We start from the raw sequence: 24,882 nt of genomic DNA on the forward strand, positions 1-24,882 counted from the left end.
TATATTTTCCAGTTTAGCATATAATGCGATATATTTCTGAAAATATTGTATAAGTACTTGATTGTAAAAAATTTACATTAAAATATAGTAGATAAAAACAAATTTAAGAGATGACAATGAGTAAAATTTTATCCACAGTATTACTGGCATGGTTGGGGACAAGTGCAAGCGTAGTATATGCAGCCACTTCTTTTTTGAATGTGTCTTATGATCCAACACGCGAGTTTTATCAGGAATACAATAAAAGTTTTGGTGAATATTGGAAAAAGCGTACAGGACAAGATGTCGACTTTAAACAATCACATGGCGGATCAGGTAAACAGGCACGTGCGGTGATTGATGGCTTACAAGCCGATGTGGTGACGCTAGCACTGGCCAATGATATTGATGAAATTGCCAATGTGGGTTTGATCAAGAAAAATTGGCAGAAAGAGTTTCCTCATAATTCAGCGCCATATACTTCGACCATCGTTTTTCTGGTTCGCAAGGGCAATCCTAAACAAATTAAAGACTGGAATGATCTGACCAAACCAGGTGTAGAAATTATTACGCCAAATCCCAAAACAGGTGGGGCACCACGCTGGATTTATTTGGCTGCATGGGGCTATGCCTTGAAGCAGCCGGGTGGCAATGATGCGAAAGCACGTGAGCTCGTCAAAAAGCTTTATCATAATGTGAAGGTGTTAGACTCAGGTGCGCGAGGTTCTCTGACGACCTTTGCAGAACGTGGCATTGGCGATGTGTTACTGTCTTGGGAAAATGAAGCCTTACTGGCAACTCAGCAGGGTTCAGGTAAGGAGCAGTATGAGATTATTTATCCTTCTATTTCTATTTTGGCAGAGCCTTCTGTGGCGATTGTCGATAAAACCGTTGATAAAGATGGCAATCGTAATTTAGCCAAAGGTTATTTGAATTATTTATATTCGCCACTGGGTCAGGATCTGGCAGCGAAATACAATTTTAGACCACGTGATGCCAAAGCCGCAGCCAAATATGCAGCCAAGTTCCCGAAAATTAAATTGTTTACCATTGGAGATGTATTTGGCGGTTGGGCTAAAGCGCAGAAAACCCATTTTGTCAATGGCGCGATTTATGACCAAATTTCGGCAGAAAAACCTTAAGATTTGATATATAAAAGACTTGTTTCATCATTATTTAAACCCGCTTTATTTCTCTTGCATAAAGAGAAATAAAAGCGACGTATGAATGAATTCTAAACAACCGATCTGAGCATCCAGGCTGAGATTGGTTTTTTTGTATGATAAAAATAATTTCAAAACATATTTTAAAACTTGGAGTGATTATAAAAACCAGCATTTAGGCTTGATTTGTCTGCAATATTCTCCAAAAAACGGTTTTGCCCATGAAAAATAAGAATTCCCAACAAAAAGTCGTTTGGAGCTTTGCCAAAACAAGGTAATAATGTGCAGTTAAATTTTTAGCTTTTTATGATCTTGTCCTTATGTCACATATTTCCGTTTTACTTCATGAAACTGTCGATGCCTTACTGGCTGAACGTGACACGGGAATTTATGTGGATGGCACTTTTGGTCGGGGTGGTCATACGCGGGCGTTGCTGGATCGACTGGATGCCAATGCGTGTGTTTATGCGTTTGATAAAGATCCGCAAGCGTTGGCCGTTGCGCATGAGTTAGCGCAAAATGACTCCCGCTTTCAGATTATTCATGCCAGTTTTGCCGATCTGCAAAATGAACTGAATAAAATTGGAATTATGCAGGTCGATGGTATTATGGCGGATCTGGGCGTATCTTCACCGCAGTTGGATCAGGCTGAGCGCGGTTTTAGTTTTATGCAAGATGGCCCGCTCGATATGCGTATGGATAATTCGCAGGGACAAACCGCCGCAGAATGGTTGCTGGACATTAAAGAAGAAGACTTGGCCAATATTATTTATCAATATGGTGAAGAGCGCTATAGTCGTCGTTTGGCCAAAGTGATTAAACAGGCAGGGTACATCGAAACCACAGGTCAATTGGCTGAATTGGTCAAAACGGCTCATCCTAAATGGGAAAAACATAAGCACCCAGCGACTCGAACTTTTCAGGCGATTCGAATTGCCATAAATAAAGAGCTGGAAGATATTGAAATCTTTTTGCCTCAAGCGGTAGAGTTGTTAAAACCACAGGGTCGTCTAGCCGTGATCAGTTTTCATTCCTTAGAAGATCGTTTGATTAAACAGTTTATTCAAAAAGAATCAACGCTTGCGGAAGATACGGGCTGGGGTTTACCCCAAAAGCAGGTGGATACACGACGTTTAAAGAAAATTGCACGATTACGTGCCAGTGAAGAAGAAGTAAAATCCAATCCGCGTTCGCGTAGTGCGTGGCTGAGGGTTGCCGAACGATTAGTATGAAAAGGCAAATCATGGAAACAGAAGAACAGTTCCCGTCCGCGCGTAAAACGACTTTTAGGAAGGTTGTGACCTACGCAGTTTTGATCAGTCTGGTGTTTATTAGTGCCATGATGGTGGTGTTTCAGGTGTTTGAATACCGACATGATTATCGTGATTTAAGTACTTATATGCGTGAGAAAGATGATCTAAATGCAGAATGGGGACGTTTACTGATTGAGCAGCAAACTTTTGGCGCGACCGCACAAATTGGAACCCGTGCAGTTACCCAATTGCGGATGTTTTCTCCTCCCGCTGCACAAACTGTTGTAATTTCATTACCCATGACTCCAGAGCAAAAAAAGTAAGGCATGCTGTATGGTAGATAAGCGCATTAAGCAAACACGAAAAAAACAGCAGTCCATTACTGAAAAGCCCACCCTTGCTTTTGATATGTGGCGTTTTTATTTACTTTGGGTCACGGTATTCCTGTGTTTTGTGGTTTTGGTGACGCGGGCATTCTATGTTCAGGTAGTAAATAAAGACTTTTTACAAAATAAAGCCAATGCCAATATTTTGCGTACTGAACAGTTAAAAGCGATGCGCGGCGTGATTAGCGATCGGCATGGTGTACCTTTGGCGATTAGTACCCCGATTATGAATGTGGTGATTGATCCGCGTGATTATTTTGAAGCTAAAAAACAATATGAAGATATTTCGGAAAAAATTAAAAAAGAACCCGAAAACGCACGTCGTTTAAGACGAGAACTGCCTGATAAGAATCTAAATCTGGACGAATTAGCAGATATTGTGGGTATGGATCGAGCCAGTTTAAAGAAAATGATGAATGACCGTCCTCGTTCACGTTATCTGGTGTTGAAAAAAGAAGTTCCGCCACAGCAGACAGATATCATTTCAAAGCGTAATTTTGAGGGTGTTTATACTGAAAAAAACTATAAGCGCTACTATCCACAGCCACAGCCCAATGCACAGATTATTGGCCTGACCAACAATGATGGCAAAGGGATTGAAGGGCTGGAAATGCAGCTCAATAAACAACTCTCAGGAATTGACGGTGAGCAGAAAATCATTCGTGATAAACACGGCAATCGTCTCAAAATTTCAGAAGTGATTAAAGAAGTTCAGCCGGGTGAAAACGTTACCTTAAGTATTGACTCACGCTTACAATATATTATGTATCGTGAACTCACCGCAGCTGGCGTGGCCAACAACGCACGTTCTGCGTCTGCAATTGCAGTCGATGTGAAAACGGGTGAAATTTTGGCGATGAGCAGTTGGCCATCGTATAACCCAAATGACAAAAAGGGTCTGTCCAATAAAGATGCCATGCGTAACCGTGGTGCGATTGATATGTTCGAACCAGGTTCTACCATGAAGCCGTTTACTGTTTCAGCAGCGCTAGAAACAGGACAATACACCCCAAATACGATCGTCAATACCTCGCCGGGTTCGATGAAACTGGGTTGGCATACCATTCGGGATACGCATAACTACGGTGCATTAACGGTGAGTGGCGTAATTATTAAATCCTCGAACGTGGGTTCTGCCAAAATTGCTTTGTCTTTACCAAAAGATACCTTACCGACCTTCTTTCGTCGTGTTGGATTTGGACAGCGTTCAGCAGTCAAATTCCCGGGCGAAAGTAGTGGTCTATTATTACCTGCTAACCGTCTAAATCCGTCACAATTGGGGACCATGGCCTATGGTTATGGTTTAAATGCCACCATTTTGCAGGTGGCACAAGGTTATGCCATGCTTGCCAATCACGGCCTGAAAATGCCTTTGAGCTTGCGTAAGTTGGATGAAGTTCCAAAAGGTGAACAGGTGTTATCACCTAAGATTGCTGATGAAGTTTTATTGATGTTGGAGCAAGTTACCATGCCAGGTGGTACGGCACGACAAGCCAATATTCCAGGGTATCGTGTCGGTGGTAAAACAGGAACGGCGCATAAACTACGCGCAGATGGTAAGGGCTATTCTAATAATGAATATCGTGCACTATTTGCAGGGGTTGCACCAGTCAGTGATCCGCGTCTGGCGATTATTGTTGTGGTGGAAAATCCACAAGGTCGTTATTACGGTGGTCTGGTGGCTGCGCCTGTATTTGCCAAGATTATGCAGGAATCATTGCGGTTGATGAATGTTCCGCTAGATAAACCACTCGATACCCCAACCATTCAGTAATCAGGTGAATTATGTCGATTTCTTTTCAAGATATTTATACTAAAGCACTGGATATTGAATGGCTAAAACAGCCATTTTCTGGATTTAATCTAGATAGCCGTAAAGTTCAGACGGGGCAAATTTTTATTGCGCTGACGAGTTATTCCCAGCCTGAGAAAACTCTGAGCTTTGCGCAAAAAGCACTTGAATCTGGTGCTTTGGGAATTATTAGTGAGCAGCCTCTGGGGCTTGCCAATGAGTGGGTGTGTCCAGATGTGCGTTTGCAAATGGGCCGATGGCAGCGTGATTATCTGCAAAAAACTGATCCAGTAAAACCTGCGCGTATCCTTGCTGTGACGGGCACCAATGGTAAAACCACCATTTCACGTTTGATGGCAGAGTTAATCAGCTTGCAACAACAGCGTTGTGCGGTGTTTGGTACGACGGGGAATGGTATTTTGCCGCATTTAAATCCATCGACACATACCACGCTGGATGCTTTGCAACTGCAAACCTTGTTGCATGATTATGCCAAACAGGGCGCGACTTTCGCTTCACTCGAAGCCAGCTCGCATGGCCTTGAACAAGGGCGTTTAAATGGTTGCGAAATTGAAATAGCCGTGTATTCAAACTTAAGTCGTGATCATCTGGATTATCATGGAACGCTTCAAGCCTACGCTGAAGCGAAATCTAGATTATTTGCATTTGAACAACTGAAAGTTGCGGTGATTAATTTAGATGATGATTACGCAAATTTAATGCTCAAGGTGGCAAAAAACAATCCATCTCAACCTAAAATTTATACATATTCCCTGCAAAATCAAAGCGCAGATTATCTGGTGCAGGCGGTCAATTATCAGTTGCATGGTGCAGAGATTCAATTGCGCAGTCCGCGTGGTATTTTCCAGATTCAAAGTCCGTTTTTGGGACAGTTTAACGTGGAAAATCTGATTGCGAGTCTGATTGCGGTTGAAGCTGCGGGATTCGATCTAGCTGAATTGATTGAAACCGTGCCTAAGCTTCAAGGTGCGCCGGGACGGATGCAAGTAATTCGCGATGGTGAGCGTTTATTTGTGGTGGATTATGCACATACCCCTGATGCATTAACCCAAGTGTTAACTACCTTAAAACGACATACTCGGCATCAGCTTTGGGCGGTCTTTGGTTGTGGCGGAGACCGTGATCGGGGCAAACGACCATTGATGACGCAAGCAGCATTGGAAGGGGCGGATCCTGTGGTGTTGACTTCTGATAATCCTCGAACCGAAGATCCGAATCAAATCTTTGCAGATATGCGTGAAGCCGTAGATTTTAGCTTACATCATGTCTTTGAAATTCGAGACCGCCGTGAAGCGATTAAATTTGCCGTGAATGAAGCCAAAAATGGCGATATTGTGGTGATTGCGGGTAAGGGACATGAAAATTATCAAGAAATTGATGGAGTGCGACACTGGTTTGATGATGTCGTAGAGGTTCAGGCTGCAATTGATGCGCAGGCACATTCTGTTCATCGCGCATATCCAGCACAGTAGGTTTAAGTTTTATGCATACATCGACGACCAGTACGGTAGAGTTGACTCCATGGACGGCTGAACAGTTGCAACAGGCAACACATGGTTATTGGTATCAAGATAAGCCGCCTACACAATCCATCAAACGGATTTTAACCGATTCGCGTCATGCCGAATCCGGCGATGCCTTTTTAGCATTGAAAGGTGAGCGCTTTGATGCACATGATTTTGTTGCACAAGTGGCTCAACATGGTTGTCAGGTGGTGATTGTTGAGCGTCCTATAGATGTTGATATTGCTCAGCTTGTGGTGCCGGATACACGTCTGGCGCTGGGTCATTTAGGTGCTTATCGTCGTGCGCAATATCCAGATTTAAAAGTCATTGCATTGACTGGAAGTAGCGGCAAAACCACGACCAAAGAAATGTTGGGCAGTATTTTCGGACTACTTGCACCGACTTTAGTCACTCGCGGTAATCTCAATAATGATTTGGGTGTACCGATGATGTTGCTTGAACTCAAACCTGAACATCAATATGCCGTGATGGAACTGGGTGCGAGCCATCAGGGTGAAATTGATTATACCTCTGGTTTGGTACAGCCACAGGTGGCAGGGATTCTGAATATCGGGACTGCGCATCTGGGCGAATTTGGTGGGCGTGAAGGCATTTGCCGTGCGAAATCGGAAATTTATGCGCATATTGCGCCAGAGGGTAGCTCGATTATCCCTGCAAATGATGATTTTACCGCGAAAATTCGTCAGGCTGTACAAACTGCACAGCAACTTTCTTTTGGAGAAGGTGGTGATGTTTTTGCAACTGATATTAAACTTAATGCACAATCCAGTCAGTTTACATTACATACACCGCAAGGTATCGCAGAGATTCATCTGCCTTTTGCAGGTCTGCATAATGTAGAGAATGCAACTGCGGCGGCGGCATTTGCACTTGCCATTGGGGTTCAACTGGATGATATTGTGAAGGGGCTAGAACAGGCCAAAGGTGCAAAAGGTCGTCTGAACTTTATTCAGCATCAGCAATATCTCTTTATTGATGATACCTATAATGCAAATCCCACCTCTATGCGTGCTGCGGCTGAAGTACTCAGTCAGCAGACTGGCTTTAAAGTCATGGTCATGGGCGATATTGGTGAGTTAGGTGATGCAAGTGTGCAAGAGCATCATGATTTAGGACGTGATCTGGTCGATTACCCTTTGGATCTAATTGTCGCGGTGGGTGAGTTTGCTCAAGCGGCTTTACAAGGGGCTTCACACAGTGTTCATGCCTCAAAATTAAAAGCATTTGCAACGCAAGCAGACGCGCTGATTTTTTTAACGAATTTAATTCAACAACATCAACCCGAGTCAATGAGTTTCCTGTTTAAGGGCTCTCGTTATACCCACATGGAAACGTTGATGGCAGATTTGATGGAGAAACTCTAAATGCTGTTATGGCTATTTGAACATCTTGCGGGCTATAACAGTTCGTTTCAGGTGGTTCGATATTTAACCCTGCGTTCTTTACTCAGTATATTGACGGCACTGGCGATTGGCTGGTTACTTGGCCCTGTGATGATCCGTAAATTACAGGCACTCAAATATGGTCAGGCGGTGAGTTCTTACGCACCTGAAAACCATGCCAAAAAAATGGGTACACCGACCATGGGAGGCGTGCTGATCCTCTTATCGATTGGGATCAGTACTTTGCTTTGGGCGGATTTATCCAATCCATATGTCTGGATTGTGCTTGGAGTCATGGTGGTCTTTGGTGCCGTGGGCTGGGCGGATGACTGGATTAAAATCCGCTATAAAGACAATGCGGGTTTGCCTGCACGTAAAAAGTTTTTCTGGACATCGCTGGCTTCACTTGGAGCAGGGATTGCATTGTATGTGATCGCGATTCATCAGCCGAATCCGATTCATACTGCGAACATGCTGGATTTGTTGATTCCATTTTTCAAAAATCTATCCATTCCATTATCCGCAGTACCTTTAGGCATTGCGTTTATTATTTTCACCTACCTTGTGATTAACGGTGCATCTAATGCAGTCAATCTAACCGACGGTCTGGATGGTTTGGCGATTATGCCGATTGTGATGGTTGCTGCAGGTTTGGGGGTGTTTGCTTATCTGGCGGGTGATATCCGTTTTGCCAACTATTTGCATATTCCTTATGTCAAATACACTTCTGAACTGGTGGTAATCTGTTCCGCAATGGTCGGCGCGGGCTTAGCCTTTTTATGGTACAACGCACATCCTGCTCAAATCTTTATGGGTGATGTCGGTGCATTGGCACTCGGTGCAATGCTGGGTACGATTGCAGTCATGGTACGTCAGGAAATCGTGTTTGCGATTATGGGTGGCGTATTTGTGATGGAAGCGATTTCAGTCTTTCTGCAAATTGGGTCATTACGGATGCGTAATAAACGCGTATTTTTGATGGCGCCGTTGCATCACCATTATGAAAAACAGGGTTGGAAAGAAACGCAGGTGGTGATTCGCTTCTGGATTATCACCATTATGCTGGTGGTTTTAGGTCTAATGACTTTAAAATTACGTTAAGCTGAAAAACTCAAAAAGCCAGCAAAGCTGGCTTTTTTTATATGAGAGAAAATCATGAGTGTGTTGATGTGTCCAGTGTGTCGTCAGACTTTAAATTTGATCGGGTGCACATGGCGATGTGAGCAAGGGCATAGTTATGATCTGGCCAAACAAGGCTATGTAAATTTACATGTGGTTCAACACAAGCACAGTAAAACACCCGGAGATACACCTGAGTCTGTATTGGCACGTCGTCTTTTTCTATCCGAAGGTTTTTATCAGCCTTTACGTGATGCAGTCGTGGTTCAATTGCAGCAACTGCAATTGCATACATTATTGGATATTGGCTGCGGCGAAGGCTATTACACGTCTGCAATGCAGCAACAAGTTCAGCAATGCATCGGACTAGATATCGCAAAAACGGCAGTTCAACGTGCGGCTAAGCTTAACGCTCAAGTGACTTGGGTGGTGGGGACAGGCGCAACCTTACCTGTACTTGATCAAAGTATCGATATTTGTACCAGCTTATTTAGCCCGATTCCGAAAGATGAAATTTTAAGAGTCTTAAAACCAAAAGGCTATTTATTGGTGGTGACGCCTGCGCCTGAGCATTTATATGCGTTGCGTGAAGCGCTATTTGATGAAGTAAAACCCCATCAGCCCAATAAGTTTGTTGAGCAATTACAGTCCGATTTTGAGTTGGTCTTGCAACAACATGTCGAGAGCCAGTTTGATTTGGATCAGGATCAGTTGAAAAATCTAATTGCAATGACACCCTATGCCTATAAAGCCAAGCCTGAAAAAAGACAGCAATTGGAACAGCAAACCCAGTTTGAACTTACAGCGCATTTTCAAATGTATCTTTTCCAAAAGAAATAAAGCCATCTTGAAAGATGGCTTTAAGGCAAGTCTAAAGGATGAGTAAATTTAGGTCACCTGATTGATTAAGCCCTCAAGTGCATCACGTTTAGCAGCCTCAGCACGTTTAGGTTGATTTGGCTGATTTTGATTGAGCGATGGTGGTGTCTGTTCTGACGGAATCAGAATTTCTTCACCTGGCAAGTCAGCAAAATCATTATCCGATGTTCGAGCAGGCGCTGCTGGGGCAGGCACATAAAGTGGACGTGCGAGCGGTGGTGAAGTGCGATCTGTACGGCTCTTACTGCTATTTTCCTGAAGACTTAGCTGTTCGCGGGAAATTGGCGCTTTAGCATTTTTATCCAATTGAACCCACGAAGAGGTAGTTCCCTGTAAGGATTTATCCATAAAGTTAATCCAGATTGGCAGTGCTGCGATACCCCCATATTCGCGTCGACCTAATGTGGTTGGACGATCGAAGCCTACCCAAGCTACAGAAACTAACTTGCCATTGAAACCTGCAAACCATGCGTCTTTAGCATCGTTGGTTGTACCCGTTTTACCTCCTAAATCATCACGGCCAATTTTGAGTGCTGCACGTCCTGTACCGTGTTGAATTACATCGCGCAAAATATTGGCCATATCATAGGCCGAGCTGGATTTTAAAATCCGTTGCGCCTGACGATAATCACCAGAATGACTTGTTGCTTGGGTTTGTGACGCTGTGTTTGTTGCTTCTGCCTGCATGCTTTGATTAGTGACTTCAATCACTTCATCATCAGGCGTTTGCGCTTTTTGCTCATCATCCGTAACAGTGTTTTCAGTCTCATTAATACACGAAATACACGCGTATTCAGGTTTAGCCTCAAAAATCACTTTACCGTAAGCATCTTCGATACGGCTAATAAAATAAGGTTGTACACGATAGCCGCCATTGGCAAAGGTGGCATAACCCGTCGCCATTTGCACAGGAAGTACCTGTGGCGTTCCAAGTGCAATCGTAAAATTACGTGGAATCTGATTTTCCTGTAAACCGAAGTCCATGAGTAATTGGCGCGCACGCTCAACGCCAACACTTTGTAGTAAGCGTACAGAGACCGTATTTCGGGATAAATATAAGGCACGACGTAACGGGATCATCCCCAAGTAGCGACCATCTGAGTTCTTTGGTGACCAACGACCAATACTAATCGGATTATCATTGACCATTGTATAGGGTGTCATGCCACGTTCTAATGCTAATGCATATATAAATGGCTTGATGGTTGAACCAGGCTGACGCCAACCTTGTAACGCACGATTGAACTTGGATTGATAGAAGTTATAGCCACCGACAATCGCTTCAATCGCACCATCATTTGGGTTTAAAGCAATCAGTTGTCCTTGCGCACGCGGAATTTGTACTAACGCCCAAGAGGTTTTTTCTGCACTTGGGCGTAAACGGACAATATCTTTAACTTTAACGATCTGTGAAGCACGGCTTGGTGCTGCTCCTACGCTATTGGCATTTTGATAAGGACGTGCCCAAGACATGCCTGACCAAGGAACAGTGACCGTTGATCCATCCTGCATTAAGGCTTCAAAACTTGAACTATTGACTTTGGTGACTTGTGCAGGATAGGTATTGGCATAAGCTACAAATGAATTTAAAGGTTTATCGTGTGCTTCAGCGCCACGCCAACCATGACGACGATCATAGGCCTCCAGACCATCCTGAACTGCCTGTTCGGCATAAGCCTGACGTTTACTATCAATGGTTGTATAAACTTTATATCCAGAATCGATGGCTTGTTCACCAAATTTTTCGACCAGTTCAGAACGCACCATTTCACCAACATAAGGAAAACGATTAGCAATTCCACGGTCTGGCATATCAAGTTTAATGGGTTCAGCAACTGCAGTTTGATACTGTGCCTGAGTGATATAACCCAGTTGTAGCATACGACCCAAAATCCAGTTACGACGTTCTAAAGCTCGTTCAGGATTCGCAACAGGATTGAAACGTGACGGTGCTTTAGGTAAACCTGCTAGCATGGCCATTTCTGCAATACTGAGTTGATCTAATGTTTTGTTATAATAAATTTTTGCAGCAGCGGCGATACCGTAGGCATTTTTACCTAAAAAGATTTTATTGACATACAACGTCAAAATTTCTTCTTTGCTCAGGTTTTGTTCGATTTTGCGTGCTAGAAAGATTTCGGTAAGTTTGCGTTTTAAAGTGCGTTCTGGGCTTAAATAATAATTCTTGGCCACCTGCATGGTAATCGTAGAACCACCTGTCTGCACATCAGAACCTGTAATGGTTTCACTGACTGCACGACCTAAACCTTTAAAGCTGATGCCACTATGCTCAAAAAAAGAAGAATCTTCTGCTGCAAGAAAGGCATGAATAAAAGTAGGTGGAATTTGATCGTATTCTACGGGTACAGAAAGTTTGCCACCATATTCTGATATAAGTTCATTATCAGCTGTATAAACTTGTAATGGTTTTAGTAAAGGAGCTTTTTTTAAAGAGCTCATTTCAGGTAGGGATGGCGCAATATAGAGATACATGCCATAAAAACCCATTGGAACTGAGACTAAAATAATGATAAGTACCAAAAAAAATGGATGAACATGACCTGAACTGGATAGCTTTTTCATAACAAGTAAGTTTTAATAAGAGCTAATAGCAAACGAATTGATGGTCAGTATATCCTTTAGACATGCGGATTGTTAGATGCCTTATTGTATCCGTATAAAATTAGAGACCGAGATCAGCTTGTTGTTTTGTTTGGGGATAAAAAAATAATAGGATAATGCTATCGTGCGCATGTTATATCGTAAACCAAATAAGGGGTTAGTAGGGGTCGATATTAGTTCGACTTCTGTTAAGTTATTAGAACTCTCTGTAAAAAACGGTCGCTACTGGGTAGAAAGCTATGCATTGATACCCTTACAAGAAAATAGCGTGGTTGAGAAGAACATTCTCAACCCGGAAGCAGTCGGGGATGCGTTGGAGCGAGTGATTAACTTGGCCAACCCGCAATCGACCAATGCCGCTATTGCGATTCCGACTTCCATGGTGATTCATAAGATCATCGAAATGGATGCGGACATGACGGATGATGAGCGTGAAGTTCAAATCCGTATGGATGCAGAGCAATATATCCCTTTTCCACTGGACGAAGTTAGTCTGGATTTTGAAGTGCTGCCTGATCGTTTGGCAAATCCTGCACGAGTCAATGTTTTATTGGTTGCAACCCGTACCGAAAACGTTGAAACACGTGTAGAAGTGCTTGAGCTTGCAGGTTTAACACCGAAAGTTGCTGATGTCGAAAGTTACGCAATGGAACGGGCTTTCGGGGTATTTGCTGATACTTTACCGATGGGTGTTAATACCGTCGGTATTTTAGATATCGGACATACCATGACCACACTTTCGGTCATGCAAAATGGCAAGATCATTTATACCCGCGAACAGGTTTTCGGTGGAAAGCAACTGACGCAGGACGTTCAGACACGTTACGGTTTATCTTTTGAAGAAGCAGGTCGTGCTAAAAAAGAACGCTCTTTACCTGATGATTTTGATACTGAAGTGCTTGAACCTTTCCTAGAAGCATTGGTTCAGCAGGCTGCACGATCTTTACAATTTTTCTTTTCTTCCTCACAGTTTAATGAAATTGACCATATTTTATTGGCTGGAGGCAATGCCAATATTCCTGGTTTGGCAAAACTTTTACAACAAAAATTAGGTTATCGCGTTACCACAGCCAATCCGTTTTTACAAATGGGTTTTTCTCCTCAGGTTGATATTAAAAAAATTGAAAATGATGCCTCTTCTTTAATGGTGGCATGCGGTCTGGCATTGAGGAGTTTTGATTAATGGCAAAGATTAACTTACTCCCTTGGCGTGATGAGCTAAGAGAGCAGCGCAAGAAACAATTTATTGCATTTAGTGCTGCGGTTGCAGTACTTGGGGTAGTGGCTGTGGTCTTGGCTTGGTTGTTTTATGATCATAAGCTTAATGATCAAGAACAAGCCAATCAATTGGTTGTCAGCACTAACCAGAATCTGGATACGCAGTTGAAATCACTGAATGGCTTACAAGAGCGTCGAAATGCGATTGTAGAGCGTATGAAGCTGATTCAAGGTTTGGAAGGTCAACGTCCAGTAACGGTTCGCTTGATTGATGAATTGGTGCGGGTAACACCAAGTAATATGTATCTGACCAAATTCAGTCGTACAGGCGATAAATTTACCATTGAAGGCAAGGCGGAAAGTCCAAATACTGTTGCAGAGTTGTTGCGTAACTTAGAGGCTTCGCCGTGGTATCGTAATGCCTTTATGAACTCCTTCTTGGCGGCAGATGATAAAAAAGATCAGAATCAAAGCTCTGTGGTGCCGCGCGTCGAAGAAAGTTATGGCACTTTCGTTGTGACCACAGATTTGGGTGAAATTGGGGCATCAGTTACAGAAGATAATAACGATCAATCAGGTTCAAATACGGGGGCAGCACAATGAGTCGTGATGAATTCAATGAACTAGATCCTGAAGTTGCTGCACCAAAGAAAAAGAAATTGACCTTAGATAAATTTCTTCAGCAGTTTAATACGCTGGATATGAATAACTACGGGGGATGGCCACTCTCAGTTAAGATTACCTGCTGGATTTTTATTTTCTTCGCCGTCTGTGCTTTGGGCTATTTTTTAGCCATTAAGCCTAAACTGGATGCGATCTCAACAGCTCAGGCACAAGAGCAGAATTTGCTCAACGAGTTTCGTGAAAAGGATTCAAAATTACGTAACTTGCAGCAATATCAGGTTCAATTGCAGGAAATGGAATCGAATTTTAACCAGCAATTGGCACAACTTCCAAAAGAAACAGAAATTCCAAGTCTGGTTGAAGATATCAATATGACAGGGGTAAATTCTGGACTTAAATTTAAAAATATTCGTCTGGAAAATGAAGTTAAACAAGAATTCTTTATTGAGCAGCCGATCTCGATTGACGCGACTGGGGATTATCATGCCTTTGGTGCATTTGTGAGTGCTATTGCAGCACTACCACGTATTGTGACTTTGCATGATTTTGTTATTGAAGGAAAGCAGGTTAAAGAAAAAGCAGATATTCCTGAAATTAGTTATTCCTTGAAAGCAAAAACCTATCGATATATAGGTGCGGATGATCAGGCGAGTGGTGCTTCTGCTCCAGTTGCAGCGGGGGCAAAATAATGAAAAAACATAGTATTTTCATGGCAATCGTATGTTGTGGTTTGGTTGGTTGTGATTCACGTATTGACGCTGTAAATGAACAAATGGCAGCCATTCGTAATCAGCCACCTTTGCCGATTGAGCCAGCACCTGTTTTCACGCCTGTGCCGAGTTTTACCTATTCAGCCATGCAGTTGAAAAGCCCATTTTTACCTAGCTCTTTGGCAGCTGAACTCAAAATTATGGCAGGGAAACGGGGTTATCCTAACTTTAATCGTCAGCCGCAACCACTTGAAAGCTACGCACTCGAATCTTTAAATATGAAAGGCAGTATGCGTAGCCAAAATGGAAAGATTCTTGCATTAATTCAGACACCTGATGGGCAAGTTGAGCGGGTTCAGGTTGGAAGCTATATGGGAATGAATCAAGGGCGAATTGTCGGAATCAGTCCGACACAAATTGATTTGGTTGAAATTGTACCAGATGGTCGAGATGGTTATGTTGAGCGTCCGCGTACCTTGGTTCTGATTGGGCCTGAGCCTTAAGTATGAAAGGAATAACAATGAAAAAGGGTTTAAAAAAATTTCTGATTGGGGATGGTGAGTCAATGAATCATACAGTTCGACAGTTTTCAATGGGTGCGGTTGCATTTGCAATCATGCAAGTGGCTAGTGCGCAGGTCAGTATTACCAATATTGTGCCCATGAATATCGCAGGACAGGGGACAGAAATCCGTGTGATGTTCAATGGTTTGCCACCGCAACCACAAGCATATCAAATGGAACAGCCATCTAGACTGATTTTGGATTTTGATAAGGCTCAGCTGGGTCTTAAACAAAATACTATTGCGGTCGCAACCAACGAAGCCAGCAGTGTCGATGTCATGTCTGATGCACAGCGTTCGCGTCTAACGGTCAATTTAAAAGATGCGGGTGCATTTACCACTCGTGTTGAAGGCAATACTTTTATTTTAAAGATTAATAGTGCCCAACAAGTAATGACTCCTGCCGCTGTTGCTATGCCAGCGGCAACGAATATTCAGCAAGGGGTTTCTAATATTGGTTTTCAGCGCGGCTCGCAGGGCGAAGGTCAGGTTGTTATCGATTTGCTTGGCAGTAATACGCCTGTCGATGTACAACAACAAGGCAGTAAAATTGTTGTGCGTATGCTAGGAAATAAAATTCCAACCAATTTAGCGCGACGTTTAAATGTCAATGATTTTGCTACGCCAGTTGCGAGTGTGGATGCCTATAATGAAGGCGGCAATGGGGTAATCGTGGTGCAATCTGCTGGTAGCTATGAATATATGGCATATCAGGCAGAAAATAAACTGACTTTAAGCCTTAAACGTCCAGTGGATCGTAATCAGTTAGGCGCACGTTCTACGCCAAATTATAGTGGTAAAAAAATCTCTCTAGATTTCCAGGATATTGAAGTGCGTCGTGTACTTCAGTTATTGGCAGATTTTACTGATATCAATATGGTGACGGCAGATTCAGTACAGGGCAATATTACTCTACGTTTAAAGGATGTACCGTGGGATCAGGCGTTAGATATTATTTTAAAAACTAAAAATCTGGATAAACGCCGTAGCGGTAATGTGATCTGGATTGCGCCTGTTACTGAATTAACCAAAGCTGAAGAAGAAGAAGCCAAAGCGATTGCGCAAAGCGTCAAGCTTGCGCCATTACAAACTGAATATATTCAACTCAGTTATGCTAAGGCGGCAGATATTGAAAAATTGATGACCCAAGGTAAAAACAGCTCAAGTTCAGGTTCATCAAATTCAGGTGGTTCAGAGCCGCTAGGTGATAGTGTTGGTAGTTTGCTGAGTCCAAGAGGAACTGTGTCGATTGATCCACGAACCAATACTTTAATCATTAATGATACTGCACAGAAAATTGATCAGATTCGTAAAATGATTGATTTATTGGATGTGCGTGTTAAGCAGGTGATGGTGGAGGCGCGGATTGTGAGAGCAAGCACCTCGTTTACCAAAGAAATGGGCGTAAAATGGGGTGTCCTTTCACAGGGCATTACTAAAAATAATGATTTATTGGTTGGTGGTAGTGAAACCACTTTATGGAATTTACGTGATCCTGATGACGATGGTAAATACACCATCGAACGACCAGATAACCTGAATGTAGATTTAGGTGTCACTTCAGCGGGTGCGAGTAAAATTGCCTTTGGCTTAATTAGTTTGTCTGACTTTATGCTGGATTTGGAATTATCTGCATTACAAGCAGATGGTTATGGTGAAGTGATTTCAACGCCAAAAGTCATGACTGCCGATAAACAAACTGCCAAAGTTGCAACGGGGCAGGAAGTACCTTATCAGTCCACCACAAACTCTGCGGCGGGTTCCACTGCAACCACTTCATTTAAAGAAGCTTTACTCAGCCTTGAAGTCACACCAAGTATTACACCTGATGGTAAAATCCAGATGCTATTGGATATCTCCAAAGACTCTATTGGTGGAGAAGCACCGAATGGTGAATTGATCTTGAATAAAAACACCATTAATACCAATGTGTTGGTTGATAATGGTGAAACGGTGATTCTGGGTGGGGTATTTGAACAGACTACAACCAATCAACAGACAAAAGTGCCGTTCTTGGGAGACTTACCTTGGGTGGGACGTTTATTTAGAAAAGACTCTAAAAAGGACGATAAACAAGAGTTGTTGATCTTCGTTACCCCGAGAATTGTTAATGACACTCAGGTGAGAAATCAGTAATATAAGTTTAATTCAAGTTATACAATAGGTGACTCCTTGCTAGGCAAAGAGTTTAGAGCTCTGCCAAATATCTATTTGGTGGGGCCAATGGGAGCAGGAAAAACAACAGTAGGACGGCACTTGGCTGAGCTTTTGGGGCGCGAGTTTCTGGATAGTGATCATGAAATTGAGCGTAAAACTGGAGCCAGTATTCCGTGGATATTTGAAAAAGAAGGTGAGATTGGTTTTCGCTCGCGGGAAAAAACAGTCATTAATGAGTTAACCCAACGTAGACAATTGGTTGTGGCTACAGGTGGTGGTGCGGTGACTCAAGCCGAAAACCGCACTTATTTGAAAAACCGCGGTATTGTGATCTATCTTTATACGCCTGTAGAATTACAATTACAGCGTACCTATCGGGATAAAAATCGACCATTATTGCAGGTTGAAAACCCAGAGCAAAAACTCAAAGATCTACTTCAAATTCGTGATCCTCTGTATCGTGAAGTTGCACATTATGTGATAGAAACACATCAAGGGGCTGCACGAGAATTGGCACAGCATATTTTACGTGTGATTTTGGCAGCAGAATCTCACTAGGCTATTTATTTTATTATTGGCATTAAAGTTTCATGCAAACACTTCATGTAGAACTCGGTGAGCGTCGTTATCCTATTTTTATTGGTAGTCAGTTAGACCCAAAAACATTGTTGGCACCTTATATTAAAGGTCAGCAAGTGATGATCGTGACCAATACCACATTGGAACAACTGTATTTGTCCCATTATGTCCATGATTTAGAATCTTTGGGTAAAAAAGTGGCGACATGTGTGCTGCCTGATGGTGAAAAATATAAAAATCTTGAAAATTTAAACCTTATTTTTGATGCATTGTTAGAAGCGGGTTTCAATCGTGATTGTACTGTCTTGGCATTGGGCGGCGGCGTGATTGGCGATATGGCAGGTTTTGCATCAGCCTGTTTCCAGCGAGGGGTTTATTTTATTCAGGTGCCAACTACTTTGCTTTCTCAAGTAGATTCTAGCGTCGGTGGAAAGACAGGGATTAATCATCCCTTAGGCAAAAATATGATTGGCGCATTTAAGCAGCCTGAGATCGTCATGGCGGATATGGCACAGTTGCGTACTTTGCCAGCACGTGAGTTGTCTGCTGGGCTGGCCGAGGTGATTAAATATGCATTGCTGGGTGACCTTGAGTTTTTAGCTTGGTTAGAACAGCATATGGATGGCTTACTTGCAGGTGATGAAAGTCTATTGGCTCAAGCGGTTTATCGTTCTTGTGCGCATAAGGCTAGGATTGTGGCGAACGATGAAAAAGAGCAGGGTGAGCGCGCGCTTTTAAATCTGGGACATACGTTTGGTCACGCGATTGAATCTTATTTGGGTTATGGTAAATGGCTACATGGTGAAGCTGTAGCAACGGGAATGGTCATGGCGGCTGATTTGTCACAGCGCATGGGTTGGATTTCCGCTGAAGATTTACAGCGTACAAAAAATATCATTCAACGTGCAAAATTGCCGATATCATGTCCGAAAATTCCATTGGATGAGTTTTTGTCTTATATGGCACACGACAAAAAAGTTCTGAATGGACAGTTGAGATTGGTACTGTTACAACAACTGGGTCAGGCTGTCATTACCAAAGAATTTGATGTTGAGAAAATGAAACAGGTTATTTTGGAAAATCAGGCAGAGTGAGATTGGGTGTAATATGACGGTATCACGTACGCTGTGGCAGAATATTCAGCACTATAGTTGGCTAGTGCTTGGTCTGCTGTGCTTATTGCTGGCGCTGATCTTTTGGGCGATCACCAGTTCAGATAAAGTGGTACAAGTCGAAAAACAAGATATTGTTGAAACACAGTCTCAGATTCAGCCACAGAAAGTGACCGCGACGACAAATTTGGGGACTTTGTCTGATGAAGTCAGACCCTTAGATTTAACTATGCGTGTAATTACCGCAGGAAATCATGAGGCAGAGTTTCGTGGTACCAAGTTTATGCAGGAAAATCAGCGGAACTGGACCATTGAGTTATTTCGTTCGTCTAATGAAAATATTATTAAAAACTATTTAAAGAGTCAGTCTGACCGTAAAAATTTCATTTACTTTCGTTTAAGTGGGGAAAATCAGGAAGAACAATACGTTCTAGCCTATGGGATATTTAATCGTGAAGCGGATGCAACGCATCAATTATCGCAATTAAATCTGAAATTCCCTGCTTCAGTACACCCGAAGGCAGTGTCTTTAGCTAATTATTTGCCGTTGATTAATGATTTAGGTTCTGAAGAAATTAAGGGCAGCGCAGGGCAACTTTATAGCGTTAATCTAAGAAACGCACCGATACCTGTCGCCCCTGTATCACCAACTCCCTCCGTTGAGTCTGCACCTGCTGCTCCAACGACCTCAACAACAGTCACTCAGCGTGATCAAGACGGGAATGTGGTCGGTGTGCAGCGCCAATCAAATAATGTTTCTTCTCTAAATCCAAGTAGTACTGCACCTAATACCCCTAATGTGGAAAATCGTCCTTCGCGGAACAATGAACGCGAAATAAGTGATCCATTTAATTAATACATGCACAAAAATAGTGCATGTATTAATCTCAAATATTATTTTGCACAATGTTGGTTCAAAATTTAAGTTTATTTTAAGGCGTTACAAAAATACAAAATTAATTATCTTTTATAATTAAATCACTTAGTTATTTCTAATTGGTATTGGCATTATTTTTGCATTATCGATGCGCTAATTGATCACTTTGTCCCTATTTTGGAGCTTAATCTTTTAATTAGTATGCGAAATCGTCGTTTTAAACTGCTATAAAACAGTGCGAAATAACTCAAAACGTTTTTGCCAAGAAAGTTGCTGTCTGCTTGCCACAAAGGGCGTATAGTCAGATAGTAATGCAAAAATGGATTGTAAAACATTTAGCTTTACGTGAGTAATAGACAACGTCGCGAAGTAAATTGATCGTTTTATGCTCGAAAGAGCCATGTTGAAAGAAGGGTACGCTATGCACTTGCCATCGCCTCATACTGTAGCTCCCGCTCAAGGTTTATATCAACCAGATGAGTTTAAAGATAACTGCGGTTTTGGTTTGATTGCCCAGATGAAGGGCCAACCAAGTCACCACCTTGTTCAAACCGCAATTCACAGTTTAAGTTGCATGACGCATCGTGGTGGTATTGCCGCTGATGGTAAAACAGGGGATGGGTGCGGTCTATTACTGGCTATGCCAAAAGCTTTTTTCCGTGATGAAGCGAAAAAGCTTAGTGATATCACGTTGAGTGAGATTTTCGCTGCGGGTACGGTTTTTCTTAATGTAGATCCTGCATTGGCACAGCACGCAAAAAATACCCTGAACAAGGAAATTGAATCAGAAGGCTTAAAAGTTTTGGCTTGGCGTGTTGTCCCAACCAATAACGATGTATTGGGTGAAATTGCACTCCAGTCTTTACCTGTCTTTGAACAAATTATTGTAAACTGTCCAATGGGCGTGACTGAGGTTGAATTCAACCGTAAGTTATTCTTGGCGCGTCGCCGTGCTGAACAAAAATTACAAAACGATAGCTCATTCTACGTAACGACTTTGTCTTCAAATGTGATCAGCTATAAAGGTTTGATGATGCCAGCAGCAATTGCTGACTTTTATACAGATCTAGCGGATGAACGTCTGACTTCACATATCGTGGTGTTCCATCAACGTTTCTCAACCAATACATTACCGCGTTGGCCGTTAGCGCAGCCGTTTCGTTATTTGGCGCACAATGGTGAAATCAACACCATTACCGCTAACCGTAACTGGGCATTAGCGCGGACACCGAAATTTGAAAACCCATTATTACCAGGTTTAACTGAGCTTAATCCAATTGTAAACCGTACTGGATCAGACTCTTCAAGCTTAGACAATATGCTTGAAATTCTGGTTGGCGGTGGCATGGATTTATTCCGTGGCTTACGTATGCTGGTTCCACCTGCATGGCAAAATGTTGAAACTCTAGATGCAGACTTACGTGCCTTTTATGAGTTTAACTCTAAACACATGGAAGCATGGGATGGACCTGCGGGTCTGGTGATCCAAGATGGTCGTCATGCGATTTGTATGCTGGATCGTAATGGTTTACGTCCTGCGCGCTGGGTGATTACCAAAAATGATTATATTACCCTTGCTTCTGAAATTGGGGTGTGGGACTACCAACCTGAAGATGTTGTATCTAAAGGTCGTGTCGGCCCAGGTCAAATTTTGGTAGTCGATACCTTTACAGGTAAATTACTCGACACCAATGATGTCAGCACACATCTGAAAAAAATGCGTCCATATCGTGAGTGGTTGCGTGAACACGCGTTGCGCTTACAGGCAGACCCTGAGCTTGAAGAAAAACTATCTGAGCAGGGATTGGCTGGCGATGAGCTAAAGACGGCTCAGAAAATGTTTATGGTGACGTTTGAAGAACGTGACCAGATGCTACGTCCGATTGCTGAAAGTGGTCAGGAAGCAGTAGGCTCAATGGGTGATGATACGCCAATGGCGGTTTTATCACGTCAGGTTCGCCATGTTTCTGATTATTTCCGTCAACAATTTGCACAGGTGACCAATCCTCCGATCGATCCATTACGTGAATCGATTGTGATGTCACTTGAAACCTGTTTAGGTCGTGAACAGAATGTCTTCGAGCAAGGGCCAGAACATGCAGATCGCTTGATTATCTCAAGCCCTGTACTTTCAAATTCGAAAATGCATCAATTACGCAATTTAAACCGCGCAGGTTATGAGATTGCAGAAATTGATCTGAATTATCGTGAAGAAGAAGGCTTACAAGCTGCGGTCAATCGTATTTGTGAGGAATCTGCACAGGCAGTTCGTGATGGTCAAACGTTATTGATCCTTTCTGATAAAAATTTGCGTCAGGGTTATTTACCTGCAAATGCGGCTTTGGCAACAGGCGCAGTACACCATTATTTGATTCAGACGGGTTTGCGTACCGATGCCAACATTATTGTTGAAACGGGTGTTGCACGTGATGCGCATCAATTTGCAGTATTGCTCGGTTTTGGTGCAACGGCAGTTTATCCATACCTTGCTTATGATGTGATCAATGATTTAATCGCAAAAGGTGAGTTACTTGGTGATCCAGTACATGCCCAAGCCAACTTCCGCAAAGGTATTGATAAAGGTCTATTGAAAGTTCTCTCTAAAATGGGGATTTCAACAGTCGCGTCTTATCGTGGTGGACAGCTTTTTGAAGCAGTGGGTTTATCATCAGAAGTGGTGGATAAATGCTTCCTTGGTGTACCAAGCCGTATTCAGGGTGCAACTTTTGTTGATCTTGAAAATGATCAGAAAAAACTCGCAGATTTGGCATGGAAAACACGTAAGCCAATTGATCAGGGTGGTTTGCTGAAGTTTGTATTCGGTAAGGAATACCATGCCTTTAACCCAGATGTGATCAATGCATTACACAAAGCGGTACGTTCTGGTAATTACGCTGACTTTAAAGAATATGCGGAACTGGTCAATAGCCGCCCAATCGCGACGATCCGTGATTTATTCAAGCTCAAAACCACGAATTCAATTCCTGTTGAGCAAGTTGAATCGGTTGAGGCAATTTTGCCACGATTTGACTCAGCGGGGATGTCATTAGGGGCATTGTCACCAGAAGCGCATGAAGCGATTGCGATTGCCATGAACACCATTGGCGGTCGTTCGAATTCAGGTGAGGGTGGTGAAGATCCTGCGCGTTATGGCACGATTCGTAACTCGAAAATTAAACAGATCGCATCGGGTCGTTTTGGGGTAACTCCTGCTTATCTAACTTCAGCAGAAGTCTTACAGATCAAAGTTGCACAAGGTGCGAAACCGGGTGAAGGTGGTCAGCTTCCGGGTGGTAAAGTAAACAGCTTAATTGCACGTTTGCGTTATTCAGTTCCGGGCGTTACCTTGATTTCTCCGCCGCCGCATCATGACATTTATTCGATTGAAGACTTGTCACAATTGATTTTTGACTTGAAGCAAGTCAATCCTCAAGCGATGGTTTCAGTCAAGCTAGTCTCTGAACCGGGTGTCGGGACAATTGCCGCAGGTGTTGCCAAAGCCTATGCCGATTTTATTACCATTTCTGGTTATGACGGTGGTACAGCTGCGTCTCCACTTTCATCCATTCATCATGCGGGTTCGCCGTGGGAGCTTGGTCTGTCTGAGGCGCATCAAGCACTGCGTGTCAATGATCTGCGTGGTAAAGTTCGTGTACAAACAGATGGTGGTTTAAAAACTGGTCTGGATGTCGTAAAAGCCGCGATTTTGGGTGCTGAAAGCTTTGGTTTTGGTTCTACGCCAATGATCGCATTGGGTTGTAAATACTTGCGTATTTGCCACCTGAATAACTGTGCGACGGGTGTTGCAACACAACAAGACAAACTCCGTCAGGATCACTATATTGGTGAACCTGAAATGCTCATCAATTTCTTCCATTTCATTGCTGAAGAAACCCGTGAGTGGTTGGCTGCATTGGGTGTTGCTTCCCTGAAAGACTTGATTGGTCGTGTGGATTTACTTGAAGTATTGCCGGGTGAAACTGATAAACATGCACATCTTGATTTAACACCATTGTTGCAGTCACATCCTGCGGCACAAGGCAAGGCACAGTACTGTGAAGTTCAGGGCAATGAGCCATTTGATAAAGGCTTGCTGGCTGAGCGTATGGTGGAAGAAATGCTTCCTGCCATTGAAGCGGGTACAGGTGGTGAGTTTAATTTTGAAGTCGGCAACTGTGATCGTTCAATTGGCGCACGTGTTTCTGGTGAGATTGCGCGTCGTTATGGCAATCTGGACATGGAATCACATCCAGTCATCATGAACTTAAAAGGTACAGCAGGTCAGTCACTGGGTGTGTGGAATGCAGGTGGTTTGCATATCAAACTTGAAGGTGATGCCAACGATTACGTTGGTAAAGGGATGGCAGGTGGTCGAGTGTCGATCTTCCCACCAAAAGGTTCACCATTCCAGACCCAACATACTGCGATTATTGGTAATACCTGTATGTACGGTGCAACAGGCGGTAAGTTATTTGCAGCAGGTACGGCGGGTGAGCGTTTTGCAGTACGTAACTCTGGCGCGTTTGCCGTGATTGAAGGTGCAGGCGACCACTGTTGTGAATATATGACAGGCGGGATTGTGACTGTGCTCGGTAAAGTCGGTCATAACTTCGGTGCGGGTATGACAGGTGGTTTTGCTTATGTACTCGATCTGGATAATGACTTTGTTGATTATTACAACCATGAGTTGATTGACCTGACTCGTATCTCGACGGAGTCGATGGAAGAGCATCAACAATTCCTGCTTCGTATTCTGGATGAACACATTAAAGAAACAGGTAGTGCTTGGGCGTATAAGATCCGCAATGAGTTCGATTTTTACAGTCGGAAGTTCTGGCTTGTAAAACCAAAAGCTGCTAATTTGCTCACGCTTTTGAAAGCAACTCAAGCTGATCCTCAATAATTCCACTACTGCATATAC

Annotated in this window: 18 protein-coding genes; 17 read left to right on the forward strand and 1 reads right to left on the reverse strand. The window is 43.0% G+C overall.

Annotation, left to right across the window (positions count from 1 at the left end):
• Window positions 1-116 precede the first annotated feature (116 nt).
• The 8 genes from J500_RS03175 (at window position 117) to J500_RS03210 (ending at window position 9,461) form a co-directional block, all read left to right on the forward strand.
• Window positions 117-1,121: a sulfate ABC transporter substrate-binding protein gene (locus tag J500_RS03175; protein ID WP_004994393.1), complete on the forward strand. Its 1,005-nt coding sequence runs from the start codon at window positions 117-119 to the stop codon at window positions 1,119-1,121.
• Window positions 1,122-1,462: 341 nt separating this feature from the next.
• Window positions 1,463-2,374 (forward strand): 16S rRNA (cytosine(1402)-N(4))-methyltransferase RsmH, encoded by a 912-nt coding sequence (gene rsmH, locus J500_RS03180; protein WP_004994390.1) that lies wholly within the window; start codon window positions 1,463-1,465, stop codon window positions 2,372-2,374.
• 11 nt (window positions 2,375-2,385) lie between these two features.
• On the forward strand, window positions 2,386-2,718 hold the full coding sequence (locus tag J500_RS03185) for a cell division protein FtsL (protein WP_004991776.1): 333 nt from the start codon (window positions 2,386-2,388) through the stop codon (window positions 2,716-2,718).
• 10 nt (window positions 2,719-2,728) lie between these two features.
• Window positions 2,729-4,555: a penicillin-binding protein PBP3 gene (ftsI, locus tag J500_RS03190; RefSeq protein ID WP_004994383.1), complete on the forward strand. Its 1,827-nt coding sequence runs from the start codon at window positions 2,729-2,731 to the stop codon at window positions 4,553-4,555.
• Window positions 4,556-4,566: 11 nt separating this feature from the next.
• Complete coding sequence (locus tag J500_RS03195; RefSeq protein ID WP_004994382.1) at window positions 4,567-6,066, forward strand: UDP-N-acetylmuramoyl-L-alanyl-D-glutamate--2,6-diaminopimelate ligase; 1,500 nt, start codon at window positions 4,567-4,569, stop codon at window positions 6,064-6,066.
• An 11-nt stretch (window positions 6,067-6,077) separates the two neighbouring features.
• Window positions 6,078-7,484 carry a UDP-N-acetylmuramoyl-tripeptide--D-alanyl-D-alanine ligase gene (locus tag J500_RS03200; protein WP_004994380.1) on the forward strand — a complete coding sequence of 469 codons (1,407 nt, stop codon included), beginning with the start codon at window positions 6,078-6,080 and terminating at the stop codon, window positions 7,482-7,484.
• Window positions 7,485-8,603, forward strand: a complete 1,119-nt coding sequence (gene mraY / locus J500_RS03205) for a phospho-N-acetylmuramoyl-pentapeptide-transferase (protein ID WP_004991766.1) — start codon at window positions 7,485-7,487, stop codon at window positions 8,601-8,603.
• A 54-nt stretch (window positions 8,604-8,657) separates the two neighbouring features.
• Window positions 8,658-9,461, forward strand: a complete 804-nt coding sequence (locus tag J500_RS03210; RefSeq protein WP_004994379.1) for a putative RNA methyltransferase — start codon at window positions 8,658-8,660, stop codon at window positions 9,459-9,461.
• A 48-nt stretch (window positions 9,462-9,509) separates the two neighbouring features.
• Here J500_RS03210 and ponA read toward each other — a convergent pair whose 3' ends face one another.
• Entirely contained in the window at window positions 9,510-12,083 is a 2,574-nt protein-coding gene (gene ponA, locus J500_RS03215; RefSeq protein ID WP_004994377.1) for a penicillin-binding protein PBP1a, read from the reverse strand.
• A gap of 163 nt (window positions 12,084-12,246) precedes the next feature.
• Between ponA and J500_RS03220 the strand changes: the two genes are divergently transcribed.
• The 9 genes from J500_RS03220 to gltB all read left to right on the forward strand — a co-directional run bounded on the left by J500_RS03220 (window position 12,247) and on the right by gltB (window position 24,864).
• Complete coding sequence (locus J500_RS03220; RefSeq protein WP_004994375.1) at window positions 12,247-13,305, forward strand: pilus assembly protein PilM; 1,059 nt, start codon at window positions 12,247-12,249, stop codon at window positions 13,303-13,305.
• The gene (locus J500_RS03225) at window positions 13,305-13,943 is read left to right on the forward strand and encodes a PilN domain-containing protein (RefSeq protein ID WP_004994373.1); all 639 of its coding nucleotides are present in this window, start codon (window positions 13,305-13,307) and stop codon (window positions 13,941-13,943) included. Before J500_RS03220 ends, J500_RS03225 begins: the two co-directional genes overlap by 1 nt.
• The gene (locus J500_RS03230) at window positions 13,940-14,653 is read left to right on the forward strand and encodes a type 4a pilus biogenesis protein PilO (protein ID WP_004994371.1); all 714 of its coding nucleotides are present in this window, start codon (window positions 13,940-13,942) and stop codon (window positions 14,651-14,653) included. The genes J500_RS03225 and J500_RS03230 overlap by 4 nt, the downstream gene beginning before the upstream one ends.
• On the forward strand, window positions 14,653-15,177 hold the full coding sequence (locus tag J500_RS03235) for a pilus assembly protein PilP (protein WP_034698127.1): 525 nt from the start codon (window positions 14,653-14,655) through the stop codon (window positions 15,175-15,177). The genes J500_RS03230 and J500_RS03235 overlap by 1 nt, the downstream gene beginning before the upstream one ends.
• Window positions 15,178-15,239: 62 nt before the next feature.
• Window positions 15,240-17,372 carry a type IV pilus secretin PilQ family protein gene (pilQ, locus tag J500_RS03240; protein ID WP_125624944.1) on the forward strand — a complete coding sequence of 711 codons (2,133 nt, stop codon included), beginning with the start codon at window positions 15,240-15,242 and terminating at the stop codon, window positions 17,370-17,372.
• A 36-nt stretch (window positions 17,373-17,408) separates the two neighbouring features.
• Window positions 17,409-17,951: a shikimate kinase AroK gene (aroK, locus tag J500_RS03245; protein WP_004994368.1), complete on the forward strand. Its 543-nt coding sequence runs from the start codon at window positions 17,409-17,411 to the stop codon at window positions 17,949-17,951.
• Between the two features lie 32 nt (window positions 17,952-17,983).
• Window positions 17,984-19,066 (forward strand): 3-dehydroquinate synthase, encoded by a 1,083-nt coding sequence (gene aroB / locus J500_RS03250; protein WP_004994367.1) that lies wholly within the window; start codon window positions 17,984-17,986, stop codon window positions 19,064-19,066.
• A 13-nt stretch (window positions 19,067-19,079) separates the two neighbouring features.
• Window positions 19,080-19,940 carry a hypothetical protein gene (locus J500_RS03255; protein WP_034698130.1) on the forward strand — a complete coding sequence of 287 codons (861 nt, stop codon included), beginning with the start codon at window positions 19,080-19,082 and terminating at the stop codon, window positions 19,938-19,940.
• 442 nt (window positions 19,941-20,382) lie between these two features.
• Window positions 20,383-24,864 carry a glutamate synthase large subunit gene (gene gltB / locus J500_RS03260; protein WP_004991746.1) on the forward strand — a complete coding sequence of 1,494 codons (4,482 nt, stop codon included), beginning with the start codon at window positions 20,383-20,385 and terminating at the stop codon, window positions 24,862-24,864.
• The last annotated feature ends 18 nt before the right edge of the window (window positions 24,865-24,882 follow it).

Origin of the sequence: Acinetobacter sp. 479375 (genome assembly GCF_000581715.1) — a bacterium.
In the GTDB taxonomy this organism is placed as follows: Bacteria; Pseudomonadota; Gammaproteobacteria; order Pseudomonadales; family Moraxellaceae; genus Acinetobacter; species Acinetobacter ursingii.